The organism is Legionella gratiana, assembly GCF_001467695.1.
Classification (GTDB): Bacteria; Pseudomonadota; Gammaproteobacteria; order Legionellales; family Legionellaceae; genus Legionella; species Legionella gratiana.
In genome coordinates this window covers 49,409-64,915 of record NZ_LNYE01000020.1, presented here as the reverse complement: position 1 = coordinate 64,915, position 15,507 = coordinate 49,409, and the positions used below count along the sequence as shown (strand labels likewise).

Sequence of the window (15,507 nt, the reverse complement as noted above, 5' to 3'; positions counted from 1 at the left end):
CTCATTTAGTGGATTAGGGTCACCACTTTATCCTAAATGAAAATGATTATCAATAGCAAATAGATTAAAAAAAGAGCACATGCTCATTGTTTGTTGTAACGCGACTTTAATTAAGCAGTAGATCCCATTGGGGAATTTAGGTAAAGTAAATGGCCACGAGCGAAACTCGTTTTAAAATTAATTTAACTTAGGAGTAGAAATGCGTTTGAATCAATGGATGACCTATATCGCAGCGGGTTCAATGTTTGCGAGTGCTAATATTTTTGCAGCGAGTGCTATTCACGAACAAGTGCAAGTACCTCAATGTCTTGCGGAAAAAATTACTACTCCCTATGAGGTTTTGGCCGAAAATAAGGATTTTAAAATTATTGATATGTCTATGACGGATTTAGATGCTCTAAGTCATTTAGCCGATCAAACACATTGCGGTCGATTTGTGAATGTGAGTCATAAAATTGAGGGGGCTCAAATTGCAACAAAAAAGCAATCAGCCCAAAGACTTTTACAGCAAAAAACAATTAAAGCAACAGATCTAAGTGGTGCAGTGTATGAGATAAAACACCAAAAAGAAGTTAATGAGGAATTAGAAAATATAGTTCCTGATAATATTTGGCATACACTAACTCAATTAACCTCATTTCATAATCGTGCTGCGAATAAAGATACTGGTGTATCTGCTGCTAATTGGTTAAAAAACACCTTTGACGCGATGGTTACTGAAAGTGGGCGTACTGATACGACAAATTTCTTTGTAAAAACAGGTCGGTATAGACAACCTTCTTTAGTGACTGTTATTGGCAAAGATATTAAAGCACCTGCTGTAGTTATTGGTGCACATATGGACACACTTGATGGTCGTATGCCAGGAGCGGGTGATGATGGTAGTGGTTCAGCATCAAATATGGAAATGACACGCGTATTGTTACATTCTAAAATAGCATTTAAGCGTCCAATTTATATTATTTGGTATGCTGCTGAAGAGCAAGGTTTAGTGGGCTCTCAGTATGTAGTTGAACATTTTATGTCTAAATCTATCCCAGTAAAAGCAGCAATTCAATTTGACATGACTGGTTACCGTGTAGATCGTGAAGATCCAACCATGTGGGTATTTACTGATTACACCGATAAAGGTTTAAGTAAATTTGTAGCCAAATTGATTGAGACTTATATACATGTTCCAGTTGATTTTTCAGAGTGTGGTTATGGTTGTAGTGATCATGCTTCCTGGCATCACATAGGAGTTCCAGCAGCATTCCCATGTGAATCTAATTTTGATGATCATAATCCTTACATTCATTCTTCTGCTGATACAATGGAGAAATTAAGTCTAGAACATATGACCAATTTTTCTAAATTGGCTTTAGCTTTTGCTATTGAAATGGCTTCAGAATAATTGCTAATGCCCCTCCATGGGGCATTTATTTTTTGGCGCACCTTCCAAGATTCATGCAAACAGATACAAATCAAGCATTAGGTAGTGGTTTAGGTGGGCAATGATATTCTTGGGTAACTTCATTTTCTGTATTTACCGCTTGTAAAACAATAGGAAATTTCCACAGAGAATAAAGATGTTTGAGTACATCTGAAGTGGTGTTCCCTAAAGGTACTCTATTATGTTGCGCATATCTTAAAGTTAGGGAACGATCACCTTGTAAATCAACAGAATATACTTGAATATCGGGTTCAAAATAACCTAAGTTATATTGTCTTGATAAAGCTTCTCTTATTTTTTGATATCCTGATTCATTATGAATTGCATTGACATAAAGATCGGGGCTGCGATCGTCATCGACAATATGAAATAACTTCAAGTCTCGGATTAATTTAGGTGATAAATATTGGGCAATAAAACTTTCATCTTTATAATTACGCATGGCTGTATCTAAACTTGTTAGCCAGTTTGTATTGGCTAAGTAAGGAAACCATCGCTTATCTTCTTCAGTAGGATTTTCGCAGATCCGTTTGATGTCTTGCATCATATGGTATCCCAATGTATAGGGATTAATACCATTATAATACGGGCTATTATAAGGAGGCTGCATGATGACGTTGGTATGGCTTTGTAAGATTTCCAGCATAAATTCGTCAGTAACTAAGCCTTCATCATACAACGCATGTAAAATCGTATAATGCCAAAAACAGGCCCATCCTTCATTCATTACTTTAGTTTGGCTTTGTGGATAAAAATACTGTGCCATCTTGCGTACAATACGTACAATTTCTCTTTGCCACGGTTCTAATAAAGGGGCATTTTTTTCAAGAAAATATAAAATGTTTTCTTGGGGTTCTTCTGGAAAACGTTTTTTCTGAGACTGTGTTATCACTTGTTTACTTTGTGGAATAGTTCGCCATAATTCATTAACTTGGGATTGCATGTATATTTCGCGATTTTGTTGGCGAATCTTCTCTTCTTGCATGGATAATGGGGCAGGGTGTTTATAACGATCCACTCCATAATTCATTAGGGCATGACAGGCATCAAGTATTGCTTCAACTTCATTAATTCCATAGTGTTCTTCACAATCACTGATGTATTTTTTGGCAAATACTAAATAATCAATGATGGCATCAGCTGAGGTCCACATTTTAAATAAATAATTATTTTTAAAAAATGAGTTATGGCCGTAGCACGCATGAGCAATAACTAATGCCTGCATCGGCATCGTATTTTCTTCCATGAGATAAGAAATGCAAGGATTAGAGTTGATAACTAATTCATAAGCTAAGCCCATTTGTCCTCGTTTGTAACTTTTTTCAACACTTACAAAGTGCTTACCAAAAGACCAGTGATGGTAACCTATGGGCATACCTACTGAGGCATAAGCATCCATCATTTGCTCGGCAGAAATGACTTCTATTTGATTAGGATAAGTATCGAGTTTAAAATCTTTAGCAATGCGTGCGATTTCGCGATCATAATCCTGAATTAATTCAAAGGTCCATTCTGCGCTTGTAGATAATGGTTTTTTTCTCATGCGGTTTTCCTTTTAAATAGCTCATGAAATACAGGATATATATCCGCTACCGTATCAATATTTTCCATAGCAAAATTAGGATAGTGCTCTTTAACGAGCTGATAAACTTCCCATAAACTTTGGTGATGACGAGGCATGATTTCGATATAAGCAAAATATTGCAGTAAAGGCATAATTTTATCTTGAAGAAGCTCTTGACAATAAGGTGAATCAGCATTCCAGTTATCGCCATCGGATGCCTGAGCCACATAAATATTCCACGACTCAGGTGGATAGCGTGCTTCAATAATTGCGCTTAATAGTTCCAATGCGCTGGAAACTACAGTACCTCCAGTTTCTCGAGAATAAAAGAACTCTTCTTCATTGACCTCTTTGGCGGAAGTATGGTGCCGGATAAACACTAATTCAATTTTTTCATAATTCTTAGTAAGGAACATATAGAGCAAGATAAAAAAACGTTTTGCAATGTCTTTTTTTGCCTCATCCATTGATCCCGATACATCCATAACGCAGAACATCACTGCTTGAGTAGAAGGAGAGGGCACTCGAATGCGATAATTATAACGGAGATCAATTGTATCTATAAATGGAACTGTTTGTATTTTTCTTTTCAAAAACGCAATTCTTTTTTCCAAATTTTTTATCTCATCTGTATTTAGAACAGGTTGTGCTTGCAGTTTATCCAATTCTTCTACAGTTTCTTTTAATTGCTTTTTATAGGGAGATGCTAAAGCCACTCTACGTCCTGTTGCTTGTTTCATAGAGCGGAGAACATTAATATTGTTAGGGATACCACTGGTGGTTACCCCAGCCCGTATGGTTTTGAACGTACTAATTTGTGCGAGTTCTTTTTTAACTAAATCGGGTAATTCAAGATCTTCAAAATACAAATCAAGGAACTCTTCACGCGACAATTCAAAAATGAAATTATCTTCACCTTCACCACTATCACTGGCATTAGAGCTATCACCACTTCCCCCAGAGCTACTACTAGGTCTTTTTATTCTATCGCCAGCTATAAAATTGTCATTTCCTGGCAATACACGCTCTATGTGTCCACCCTGACCTCGGTGAAACATGGGCTCAGAGATATCTTTGGCGGGAATCGTAATTTGTTCCCCTTGGTCAATTTCAGTAATACTACGTTTTCCAACAGCATCGGAGACCGCACGTTTGATCTGATTCTTATAACGACGAAGGAAACGTTGGCGGTTCACCGTGCTTTTTTTCCCTGCGTTTTGTCGTCTATCAATCAATTGCGACATAATATATCCCCATAAAAAATCATTTTTCGTGAATATTTGTAGCATTGGTGAGGCACAATTATAATCCTGGAGCCCAAGCTCATCGCTTCGAGTTCATCCAGGTTCTCTCATCGTGGAGAGGTTTTTCTTATTGTGACTTCCGTACTCGCAAATACCATTCGCAAAGCAAGCGTACTTGTTTGCGTGTATACCCTTTATCTACCATTCGCGAAATAAATTCTTCATGTTTTTTCTTATCATCTTCCGACGCTTTAGCATTGAAGGAGATAACTGGTAACAGATCTTCAGTATTGGTAAACATTTTTTTCTCAATAACTGTTCTTAATTTTTCATAACTGTTCCAAACAGGATTCTTGCCTCGGTTATTTGCACGAGCACGTAACACAAAATTCACTACTTCATTACGAAAATCTTTTGGATTTGATATCCCAGCGGGTTTTTCAATTTTTTCCAGTTCTTGGTTTAATAAGGCCCGGTCAAAAATTTCACCTGTATCTGGATCACGATAATCTTGATCTTGTATCCAGAAATCAGCATAAGTAATGTAGCGATCAAAGATATTTTGTCCATATTCAGAGTAGGATTCCAGATATGCTGTTTGAATTTCTTTGCCAATAAATTCAACATACTTCGGAGCAAGATATTCTTTGATGAACCCTAAGTATGATTCCTGTACTTCTTGGGGGAGCTGTTCTTGTTCAATTTGACGTTCTAACACATACATTAAATGTACAGGGTTTGCTGCTACTTCACTGTGATCAAAATTAAATACTTTAGAAAGTATTTTGAACGCAAAACGAGTGGATACTCCACTCATGCCTTCATCAACACCAGCAAAATCACGATATTCCTGATAGGATTTTGCTTTGGGATCAGTATCTTTTAAACTTTCTCCATTATACACACGCATTTTAGAATAAATACTTGAATTTTGTGGTTCTTTTAAACGCGTTAAGACGGAAAATTGCGCTAACATATCCAATGTACCTGGCGCACAATGAGCTTGAGTTAATGAACTGTTATCAATAAGCTTTTGATAAATCCTATTTTCTTCAGAAATGCGTAAACAATAAGGCACTTTTACAATATTAATACGGTCAATAAATGCTTCATTATTTTTATTGTTTCTGAATGTTTGCCATTCTGATTCGTTGGAGTGAGCTAAAATAATTCCTTCGAAGGGGATGGATGATAAACCTTCAGTTGGATTGTAATTGCCTTCTTGAGTTGCCGTTAACAATGGATGCAACACTTTAATGGGTGCTTTAAACATTTCAACAAATTCTAAAAGACCACGGTTGGCTCGGCATAGTCCCCCGGAATAGCTATAAGCATCGGGATCATCTTGAGAAAATTCTTCTAATTTACGAATATCAACTTTACCTACCAGGGAAGAAATATCCTGATTGTTTTCATCACCAGGTTCTGTTTTGGCAATGGCAATTTGCTTTAAGCGGGAGGGTTTTACTTTAATCACTTTGAATTTGCTGATATCTCCGTTGTATTCATGCAATCTTTTTACAGCCCAGGGCGACATGAGGTAGCGTAAGTATCGAGAAGGGATACCAAAACGCTCTTGCAATAATTCAGCATCTTCCGTTGGATTAAATAAAGAAAGTGGGGACTCAAACACTGGCGAACCTTTAATGGCGTAAAATGGAATTTTTTCCATCAAATCTTTTAATTTTTCAGCAATTGAAGATTTACCTCCACCAACAGGTCCCAAAAGATAAAGCACTTGCTTTGTTTCTTCCAACCCTTGAGCGGCATGCTTTAAAAAACCGACAATTTGCTCAATAGGTTCTTCCATGCCATAAAAATCTTGAAAAACGTGATATCGTGGTATCACTTTATTGGAGAAAATTCTTGATAAAACAGGATCATGTCGGGTGTCGACCATTTCTGGTTCCCCGATTGCCATTAATAGTCGCTCCGCTGGATTGGCATAAGCAGAAGGGTCATTTTTACACAATTCCAGGTATTCTTCCAAACTCAGTTCTTCTTCTTTATTATCAACAAAACGTTTGGTATATCCGGTTAAAAAATCTTGAGTGTTCATGTGCCATCCCCTTATACATATCCTGGTGAAGGATATAAACATGTTTCTTTACATTTAATACTTCTCGCGAATAAAAGCAATAAATGTTTTAGTTAACTTCTCATCCACCATAAAGATTGAACTAGAAGCTACCCCTTTATAATTATTATAGGCTAAACTAAGTAAATTTTTTATATAACTCAATAAATTAATCGCTCTTTCATAAAGGATGTCATAATCATGCCAAACACTACTGTTTATTTAAAAAATTACCAGGCTCCTTTTTTTACAGTAGATACTGTGAATTTAAATTTTGACTTATATGATGATCATGCATTGATCAGCAACGAACTTAAATTAATTCGCCGCCATGAAGGACCTTTGCATTTATATGGTGACGAATTGGAATTAATAAGTGTGCATATGAATGGACAAAAATTAGAGCCTTTTGCATATAGAGTACAACCTGACTCACTCATTATAGAAAATTGTCCGGATGAATTTACCTTAACGATAATGACGCGAATTTATCCACAAAATAATACGCAATTATCCGGATTATATCGCTCCAATCATCTATTTTGTACTCAGTGTGAAGCAGAAGGATTCAGACGGATTACTTATTTTCTGGATCGCCCCGATGTATTAGCGACTTACTCTACACGTATTTCAGCCGATAAAAAGCAATATCCTATTTTATTATCTAATGGAAATTTAATCGACTCGGGAGATTTGACGGATCAACGTCATTGGGTACGTTGGCATGATCCCTTTAAAAAACCCTCGTATTTATTTGCTTTAGTTGCTGGCAATTTGGCTCGGGTTAGTGATCAATTTGTTACTTGTACGGGACGCACTATCGATTTACACATTTATGTTGAACCTGGAAATGAAGATAAATGTGGACATGCAATGGAGTCTTTGAAAAAAGCCATGCGTTGGGATGAAGAGGTTTATGGACGTGAATATGATTTGGATATTTTCATGATCGTAGCCGTTAGTGATTTCAATATGGGGGCAATGGAAAATAAAGGATTAAATATTTTTAATTCAAAATACATTCTCGTGAGTCCAGATACGGCTACAGATCAAGATTTTGCGGATGTTGAAGGTGTTGTTGCCCATGAATATTTTCATAATTGGACAGGTAACCGTGTGACCTGCCGAGATTGGTTTCAATTAAGTTTGAAAGAAGGGCTAACTGTTTTCCGCGACCAAGAGTTTTCTTGTGATATGAATTCGCGTGATGTGAACCGCATCATGGATGTTCGCATGTTACGTAGCACCCAATTTCCAGAAGATGCAGGATCAATGGCACATCCGGTGCGACCTGACTCCTATCAGGAAATAAATAATTTTTATACTGCAACCGTTTATAATAAAGGGGCTGAGGTAATTCGCATGCAGCATACTTTACTTGGAAAAGACGGCTTCCGGCGCGGTATGGATTTATATTTTGAACGTCATGATGGTCAAGCAGTTACTATTGATGATTTTGTTGCGGCAATGGAGGATGCAAATCAAGTAGATCTGAGTCAATTTAAACGATGGTACAGCCAGGCCGGGACTCCAGAAGTTACAGTAACTAGTGCTTATACAAATGACACGTTAACCTTAACGATGCAACAAAGTTGTCCTCCTACTCCTGAATGTCTTCAGAAGAAACCGTTTCATATTCCTATTCGTATGGCTCTCTTTAATTCCAAAGGCCAAATGATTTCTGTAGATAGGGAGATTTTGGAGTTAAAAGAAGCAGAGCAGCGCTTTAGTTTTTCGGGTTTGAGCGAAAAACCGGTTGTCTCTTTATTAAGAGAGTTTTCTGCTCCCATCAAATTAAAACACCATTTAAGCCAAGAAGAGTTACTCTTTTTATTGCGATATGAAACAGATGGGTATGCTAAGTGGGATGCTGCCCAGAGTCTTGTTTTAAACTGTATTAAGGATTATTTACACCAGCCATCAAATACATGGCAAATTCCTTCTGCCTTGAGTTCCGCATTCAAGCATGTCTTGCTTGATGATTCATTAGATGCTGATCTACGCGCAGAATTATTGACTCCTCCAGGTTTTGAAGAGATTGCCGCAACATTAGATTGTGTTGATGTGAGCGCAGTAGAAGCTGCCCGTGACTTTTTCCGCCAACAATTGGGCTGGTATTTGTATGATTCTGCACAAACACTTTATCAACAGTTATGGAGAGCAGAAAATCATAAGATGCATGGAGCAGCTTATGGCCGTAGAAAATTGCGTAATATTTGTTTATGGCTCATGATGAAGTCTAAAGAAGCGATGGCTTTAGAGATGTGTCAACAGCAATTTATGTCCGCACAGACAATGACCGATCAAATAGCGAGTTTTTCGTTACTCGCCAATTGTACCAATCAAGGAGCACGTGAACAGGCGATCGAGGATTTTTACAAACAATGGGCAAAAAATGATTTGGTATTAGATAAGTGGTTCGCGATTCAAGCAACCAGTGAGCTTCCGGATACGTTAACTCATGTCAAAACGTTAGTGCGACATGCTGCATTTAACATTAAAAATCCCAACAAAGTTCGGGCATTAGTGAGTGCATTTTGTATGACAAATCCACGTAACTTCCATGCTGTTGATGGAAGCGGATACAGCTTTTTAGCGGATTTTCTGATTACGTTAGATAAGATTAATCCACAGATAGCAGCGCGTCTTGCTAATCCATTTACTCGGTGGCAACGTTATGATAAATCCAGACAGAGTTTAATGCACAATCAGTTAGAAAGGTTAGCGAAGCAGAACTTGTCGCGTGATTTAGCTGAAGTCGTTTCCAAAAGTTTGGGGCATTCCTAATTAACGTTTGTTATCCCGTAAAGCGTGTCCCCAGCGAAAGCCTGTCTCTTGATCATACCTCATCAAGAGACAGCTGCTTGCGCAGAGGGTGACGCTGCTCTCAATACCGTCTCCCTCTGCAAAAGAAATAATTGGATCCTGTTTTATTTACGGACAAGATGTGTAGAAGATTCAGAGCGAAAGCGAGGATGTACCGCATTTATACGGGATCTAGTTCCAAATAAGTTGGCTATTTTGCGTTACAAAAAGTCGTTGGTTCAGCTATGAAAGCAAGACAATTACCTTAGATTGATATACCCAATATACTTAGTTCTCATATCGAAATCGGCTTTGATGAAAAGGTCAAGAAGTTTTTTAAGATGCTAGGATTTTTGGACAATGATTCATTACTGGTTCTAGTCTATTTGACAAATTCAAGAGGTACGCTATATTTATAGTTAAATACTTATTTAAGTGTTGAACTGAACATGCTAACCCAAGATCAAATTATTACTTTAAGCGATACACTGCATCTAATGGGTGAACCTAATCGCTTGCGGCTTCTACTCACGTGTCTTAATGAAGGGCCTAAATCAGTGTCTGAATTGGCAGAGCAATTGAATCTTTCAGTGCCCTTAGCAAGCCATCATTTGAGTTTGTTGCGCTCTGCACGTTTACTGATTGCCAACCGCGAAGGAAAACATATCTATTACAGTATTTTTGATGCACATGTACGGTGTATTTTAGAAGACATGTTGCGGCATTTTACTGAAGATGACGATGAGGAGAATTAACATGAGTTTTTTAAAACGATTACTGGGCAACCTAAATAAACATCATGGGCAATATCGTAGCTCTCATAATAGCGGATATGATAAATCCCATCATAAGCGAAAAAATCATGATAACTATTATTTGTCTCGAAATGAATCACAGGGAGTTACCTGTACACGTTGTCAAACTTTTAATGCTCCTGGAGCTCGATTTTGTGGGCAATGCGGCCAAGGAGTCCAAAATATAGTGTGCAGTTGTGGCGCATCCATTCCAGCTGGGGCTAAGTTTTGTGGGCAATGTGGAAATTCATTATGACAACACCATTAACAGCAACTACCTTTTTTGTGGCTGGGCTTGATTGTCCAGCAGAAGAACAGCTCATCAGAAAACAGTTACAAGATGTTTCTGAAATTGAGCATATGGAATTTAATTTTATCGCGGAAGAGGTCACAATTCATCATCGTTTTCCCGTCATTGATGCATTGCAACAACGCATTGAATTATTAGGTATGAGTGTTCGCACGCAAGGCAGTAGTTCTTTAGCTAAAAAAGGTGAAAAAACAACCGTTGATTTTTCTTGGAAAATCATTCTATTAGCGGGTATTTTGGCGTTGTTTTCAGAAATTATGGCCTATTATCTGAACACAGAATTTTCAAGCTGGATTATTGCTCCTGCTTTATTGGCGATTGGTTTAAGTGGTCCCTCTACCTTTAAAAAAGGGTGGCTGGCTTTGCGAACTAAGGCGATGAATATTAACAGTTTAATGTTGATTGCTATTATTGGCGCGGTTTTTATTGGTGCATGGCCTGAAGCGGCGATGGTGACGGTATTATTTGCCTTGGCTGAACGTATTGAGCGCTATTCTTTAGATAAGGCGCGTCTTGCTATTCGCAGTTTGATGCAAATCGCACCGGAAGTTGCACGGATAAAACAGGAGAATGGGCAATGGCAAATAACTCCTATTGAGCAGGTGAACTTAGACGCTGTTTTTAAAGTAAAGCCTGGAGAGCGTATTCCTTTAGATGGGGTTGTAGTTTTAGGAAAAAGCACAGTCAATCAAGCACCAATTACAGGCGAGTCTATGCCGGTGACTAAAGAAATAGACGATATGGTTTTTGCGGGAACACTCAATGAATATGGGGTGCTCGAAGTCAAAGTCACGAAAGTCTCTGGAGATACCCTTCTTGCTAAGATTGGGAAGGCCATTGAACAAGCACAAGCGGAACGTGCGCCGACACAACGTTTTGTTGATGTCTTTGCGCAATATTATACGCCGATTATGGTATTGATTGCCGTTTTAATTGCATTAATTCCACCATTGGTCTTTGGCTATCCCTTTTATGATTGGCTCTACAAAGCACTCACTTTATTAGTGATTGCTTGTCCTTGTGCCTTAGTTATTTCAACCCCGGTTACAGTGGTGAGCGGATTAGCCTCTGCGGCCAAGCATGGACTTTTAATTAAAGGCGGCAGCTATTTAGAAACTGGGCATCAGTTAAAATTAATTGCTTTGGATAAAACAGGCACCTTAACTGAAGGCAAACCTGTAGTTACTGATTTTATTGTTTATGATCCGCGCAAAACAAAAGAAGAGTTACTTCTTCTTGCAACAAGCCTTGATAGCCATTCGGAGCATCCTGTAGCGAATGCTCTAGTGACTTATTGGCAGCAAGAACAGCCTAACACCGCTTTATTAGAGATTGATGAGTTTGCGGCGCTCCCTGGTCGAGGCGTGAAGGGGGTAGTGCAAGAGGAACTGTTTTATGTAGGGAATCATCAACTGGCCGAAGACAATCACGTATGTAATCCTGAAATAGAAAAAGAGTTGAAACGATTGGAGGTAGAAGGAAAAACCACGGTCATTTTAAGTAATGATACTACCGTTCTTGCCCTTTTTGCAGTGGCAGATACATTGCGTCAGTCCAGTCAGTGGGCTATTTCACGGCTTCATGAGCAAGGGATAAAAACAGCAATGCTGACGGGTGATAATGCAGTAACCGCACATGCCATTGCGAAACGAGTGGGCATAGATGAGGTGAAGGCCAATGTATTACCTACGGATAAATTGCACGCAATTAATCAACTCTTAGCACAGTATCAAACGGTAGGCATGGTTGGCGATGGTATTAATGATGCGCCGGCACTGGCTAAAGCAAGCATTAGTTTTGCAATGGGTAAGGGGACAGATACAGCATTGGAAACGGCTGATGTAGCCTTGATGAATGATAATTTAGCCATGCTGCCATTATATATTGATTTAAGTCGCAATACGGCAAGAGTTCTTCGACAAAACATTAGCTTATCCATTGCCATTAAAGGAGTGTTTTTTATTTTAGCACTTGGAGGTATTGCTACTTTGTGGATGGCTGTTTTTGCAGATATGGGGGCTAGTTTAATTGTTGTGGCAAATGGATTGCGGCTCTTGAATTATCATAAAGGACATGCAGACATTCAAGAGACTTAAGAGCTATCCGAAAAATCGATGGTATTGCCTCACGGAGTCTAAGGCACTGAGGAACCACCTATGCTAGCTATAATGAGACTTTAGCACTTTCAGCAGGAAGAGCACTAATCCAATTGCAAAAATCCATAGGATTTAACGTATAATAAAGTCCTATACCTAACTCACATAAGAAAATAATTAGAACAAGCATGCTAAAAAGAGAAAAGAGAAGTTGCTTATTTTTTCTCTTTTTCTCATGGATCTTATTTAAAATGGTTTCATTGCTGTGGAATAATCGATCACTAATAATTTTGATAATGGCGTCTACAATTGCTTTATGACAGCGTTGATTTTCTAAAGTATGTAAGTGACTAATGGAAGTCTGTAATACAACAACGGATTCAGTTGCGATTACTGTAAGTGCACAAGTACGATTTTGAATGGCTCTCATTTCATCAATTGTTTCACCAACAGTGAGTGTTTCTATCAATTCAGGATCAGCGTTTTCATTTTCCTTCTTATAAAGTCCAACAGTTCCAGAAATAATAATGAAAAAATCATCACTCATTTCTCCTTCTTTAAGTAAGAGATCACTTTTTCCAAAAGTAGATCTAGAGGAAATTGCCAGGAACAGCTGATAGTTTTTCTCTGATAAATGTTTCAACAAGGGACTGTTTCTTAAGATATTTTTTTCTTGTTCGGAAAAGTCGTTCATTGAATTTTCCTTAATTCAAATTTAATTTTTATTCGTAACTTCTCTATTCATTGTCTGAAAAGTATTGATGTTACGACGAAGAAAGGCTTATTTTAATTATTGTAAAATTGTGTATTTTTGCAAGAAAAGTTAATTATATTTGTAGTTATTTTGTTGTACCATGTGAGCTATCTGGACAAGATAACCCAATAAAATATTTAGGAGAGTAGATTGTTTCAGCGTTATGCAGTTATGGGTAATCCTATCGCCCATAGTTTATCCCCTGTTATTCATCAACATTTTGCAAAGCAGGTCAATGTTTCTTTAACCTATGAAAAAATTGAAGCCGATGATCACGATTTTGAGCAACAAGTTGTTGATTTTTTCAATCAAGGGGGTAAAGGACTTAATATTACTTTACCTTTTAAGCAACGTGCTTTTGCAATGGCACAACAGCGTAGCTCTCGCTGCGAACGGGCTGGAGCAGCAAATACCTTGTGGGTAAAAGCACATCAATTGTATGCAGATAATACCGATGGAGCTGGTTTTATTCGCGACTTAAGTCGTTACTTATCGGTGCAGAACAAGCGTATATTAATCCTAGGTGCCGGAGGGGCTGCGCGTGGAATTATCCATCCTTTATTAGAGGAACATCCTGCCGCACTCATTATAGCGAATCGCACCTCCTCTAAAGCAGCAGCCTTTCAGCTTGATTTTCCGCAGACTAAGTGTATCAACCTTCATGAAGTTGAAGGAGTGTTTGATGTCGTTATAAATGCAACTTCTGCAAGCATGGCAGGAGAGTTTGTAGCGCTACCAAAGGAATGTATGACTGCAAAACCGTTTTGTTATGATTTGTCTTATAAACAACAGGGCATAACTGCTTTTGTCCAATATGCTAGGAACTTTGGGTGTGAAGCAGTTGATGGTTTAGGGATGTTGGTCGAACAAGCAGCAGAAGCTTTTTTTCTTTGGCATGGCATTTTTCCTGATACTAAAGAGGTTCTCGCATTTTTGCGATCGTAGAGCACCACTCCCTTATCTAAAACTCACTTAATGACGCTATAATCGATTAATAGATTTCTTCGAAAACCCTGCTCCAGCGGAGAATTGCTTCGTCGATACGGTGCTACGTGTACGCTCCGGTTCTGTGCCCCGTGTCTTCTTGCACCAGTCTCACTGTAGCGAGTTTTCGAAGAAGTCTGATATTATTCAAAAAAAGCAATCACTTCTTTCGCATTATTCATCGTATCTTGAAAACCCAACTGAAGAAGCTCCCTTGTGTAATCTTGTTCAAAAAGTACAAAGCTTAGAAGATCACCAGAATGTTTCTTTTCGCCCAAAACATTAAGCAAATATCTAAGTAATGTAGGTAATGCTTTAAAATGTATTTGTGCTAAAGGTGCTAAATCTTTACTGGGCCTTAGGTGTAAGGTAGTGATGGGCCGCCAAGGAGAACGACGTTTCTTCCATATTGAAAGGAGCATAGCAATTTCATTCATGCGATTGACCATTTCAATGTCACGATCCAGATTGTCTAAAAACAGAGCATTCAGCATGTTTCCAAAAATATGTGAAAAAGGAATATCGTCATTATTACGTAAATTTTCCTGTTCAACGAATGTGGGTATAGCTCGAGTCCCTAAAATTAAAATTTTATCTACTTCAAAACGAATGGCTCCACGAAGTGGTGCTGCTAAGCCTATGCTGCCATCACCATAATGAAATCCATCAAGTAGTACCGTGGGAAAAAATAAAGGCAAGGCACTGGATGCTAAAATGTGTTCTACCTGAATGTTGGCGCGTTTACTGCCATGTCTTGGATAGTTCCAATCAGTAAATTCAAGATTATTATTTTCATAAAAAGAAATAGTCTGACGTGTTTCATAGCAATTGCTGATTATTTCCAGAGTATTTAGTTTTCCATTGCTTATATTTTGTGTAATTTTAGTGAAATCAAGTCCCTCTTCAATCATTTGTTTCAGTGGGGATGTATCCAATAAATGGGCTGCTTGGCGTTGTTTGAGCATCATCGTACTCATATTACGTACAACCGATTTGCCTAATGCAAAGTTGCTGGCTTTGTAGACTTGTTGGCAATGGATTTCACCCCACATAGTTTCCAGCTTATCAAGTGCTGTTGGAAAGTCATCAGCATTTTCAGCAAGCACAGCCGCATTGATACTGCCAACGCTGACTCCAGTGACTACTTCAAAAGGAAGTGTTTTAACTTGTAATATTTGACCAATTGCTTTTAGTACTCCCGCTTGATAAGCGCCTCGAGCACCACCTCCGGCTAAATAAATGGCTTTTTTAGACATGATGATTATTTTTATCGCATTTTATGGGCTATTTATGTGAAATATAGTTGAGTTTGAGATGAATTAGCAAGCACTTCCAAAATCATCCTCTCAAAATGTACTCAATTTTTAGGTAGTTTAAAAAGGTTTCTTTTCTTGATTTATTTTCGAAAGTGAGTTTAACAATGTCTCTTGCAAAATAATTAAAACTC

The 15,507-nt window shown here is 38.1% G+C and carries 11 protein-coding genes; 6 read left to right on the top strand and 5 right to left on the bottom strand.

From position 1 onward, the window contains the following. Window positions 1–199: 199 nt before the first annotated feature. The gene (gene lapA, locus Lgra_RS05115) at window positions 200–1,393 is read left to right on the top strand and encodes an aminopeptidase LapA (protein WP_058498201.1); all 1,194 of its coding nucleotides are present in this window, start codon (window positions 200–202) and stop codon (window positions 1,391–1,393) included. A gap of 70 nt (window positions 1,394–1,463) precedes the next feature. On the opposite strand, the gene Lgra_RS05110 is transcribed toward lapA, so the two are convergent. The 3 genes from Lgra_RS05110 to Lgra_RS05100 form a co-directional block, all read right to left on the bottom strand. Then, window positions 1,464–2,975, bottom strand: coding sequence for a SpoVR family protein (locus tag Lgra_RS05110; protein ID WP_058498200.1), 1,512 nt, complete (start codon window positions 2,973–2,975; stop codon window positions 1,464–1,466). Continuing rightward, complete coding sequence (locus Lgra_RS05105; protein WP_058498199.1) at window positions 2,972–4,240, bottom strand: YeaH/YhbH family protein; 1,269 nt, start codon at window positions 4,238–4,240, stop codon at window positions 2,972–2,974. Before Lgra_RS05105 ends, Lgra_RS05110 begins: the two co-directional genes overlap by 4 nt. Window positions 4,241–4,367: 127 nt before the next feature. After that, window positions 4,368–6,299 (bottom strand): PrkA family serine protein kinase, encoded by a 1,932-nt coding sequence (locus tag Lgra_RS05100; protein ID WP_058498198.1) that lies wholly within the window; start codon window positions 6,297–6,299, stop codon window positions 4,368–4,370. Between the two features lie 219 nt (window positions 6,300–6,518). Here Lgra_RS05100 and pepN point away from each other — a divergent pair, with 219 nt between their 5' ends. From pepN to Lgra_RS05080, 4 genes are all read left to right on the top strand, one after another. Next, a complete protein-coding gene (gene pepN / locus Lgra_RS05095) occupies window positions 6,519–9,104 on the top strand; it encodes an aminopeptidase N (RefSeq protein ID WP_058498197.1) in 2,586 nt (861 codons plus the stop codon). Window positions 9,105–9,571: 467 nt separating this feature from the next. Next, window positions 9,572–9,877 (top strand): ArsR/SmtB family transcription factor, encoded by a 306-nt coding sequence (locus Lgra_RS05090; RefSeq protein WP_058498196.1) that lies wholly within the window; start codon window positions 9,572–9,574, stop codon window positions 9,875–9,877. 1 nt (window position 9,878) lies between these two features. Beyond that, a complete protein-coding gene (locus Lgra_RS05085) occupies window positions 9,879–10,172 on the top strand; it encodes a zinc ribbon domain-containing protein (protein ID WP_058498195.1) in 294 nt (97 codons plus the stop codon). Continuing rightward, the gene (locus tag Lgra_RS05080; RefSeq protein ID WP_058498194.1) at window positions 10,169–12,322 is read left to right on the top strand and encodes a heavy metal translocating P-type ATPase; all 2,154 of its coding nucleotides are present in this window, start codon (window positions 10,169–10,171) and stop codon (window positions 12,320–12,322) included. Before Lgra_RS05085 ends, Lgra_RS05080 begins: the two co-directional genes overlap by 4 nt. A gap of 67 nt (window positions 12,323–12,389) precedes the next feature. Here Lgra_RS05080 and Lgra_RS05075 read toward each other — a convergent pair whose 3' ends face one another. Beyond that, window positions 12,390–13,016: a Crp/Fnr family transcriptional regulator gene (locus Lgra_RS05075; protein ID WP_058498193.1), complete on the bottom strand. Its 627-nt coding sequence runs from the start codon at window positions 13,014–13,016 to the stop codon at window positions 12,390–12,392. A gap of 210 nt (window positions 13,017–13,226) precedes the next feature. Between Lgra_RS05075 and aroE the strand changes: the two genes are divergently transcribed. Then, window positions 13,227–14,021, top strand: coding sequence for a shikimate dehydrogenase (aroE, locus tag Lgra_RS05070; RefSeq protein ID WP_058498192.1), 795 nt, complete (start codon window positions 13,227–13,229; stop codon window positions 14,019–14,021). Between the two features lie 182 nt (window positions 14,022–14,203). Here aroE and Lgra_RS05065 read toward each other — a convergent pair whose 3' ends face one another. Further along, entirely contained in the window at window positions 14,204–15,316 is a 1,113-nt protein-coding gene (locus tag Lgra_RS05065; RefSeq protein ID WP_058498191.1) for a patatin-like phospholipase family protein, read from the bottom strand. Window positions 15,317–15,507 lie beyond the last annotated feature (191 nt).

What these genes read in the sequence shown, in the direction of transcription:
- lapA (WP_058498201.1), top strand. Translation starts at nt 200, where the DNA reads ATGCGTTTGAATCAATGGATGACCTATATCGCAGCGGGTTCAATGTTT.
- Lgra_RS05110 (WP_058498200.1), bottom strand. Translation starts at nt 2,975, where the DNA reads ATGAGAAAAAAACCATTATCTACAAGCGCAGAATGGACCTTTGAATTA.
- Lgra_RS05105 (WP_058498199.1), bottom strand. Translation starts at nt 4,240, where the DNA reads ATGTCGCAATTGATTGATAGACGACAAAACGCAGGGAAAAAAAGCACG.
- Lgra_RS05100 (WP_058498198.1), bottom strand. Translation starts at nt 6,299, where the DNA reads ATGAACACTCAAGATTTTTTAACCGGATATACCAAACGTTTTGTTGAT.
- pepN (WP_058498197.1), top strand. Translation starts at nt 6,519, where the DNA reads ATGCCAAACACTACTGTTTATTTAAAAAATTACCAGGCTCCTTTTTTT.
- Lgra_RS05090 (WP_058498196.1), top strand. Translation starts at nt 9,572, where the DNA reads ATGCTAACCCAAGATCAAATTATTACTTTAAGCGATACACTGCATCTA.
- Lgra_RS05085 (WP_058498195.1), top strand. Translation starts at nt 9,879, where the DNA reads ATGAGTTTTTTAAAACGATTACTGGGCAACCTAAATAAACATCATGGG.
- Lgra_RS05080 (WP_058498194.1), top strand. Translation starts at nt 10,169, where the DNA reads ATGACAACACCATTAACAGCAACTACCTTTTTTGTGGCTGGGCTTGAT.
- Lgra_RS05075 (WP_058498193.1), bottom strand. Translation starts at nt 13,016, where the DNA reads ATGAACGACTTTTCCGAACAAGAAAAAAATATCTTAAGAAACAGTCCC.
- Lgra_RS05065 (WP_058498191.1), bottom strand. Translation starts at nt 15,316, where the DNA reads ATGTCTAAAAAAGCCATTTATTTAGCCGGAGGTGGTGCTCGAGGCGCT.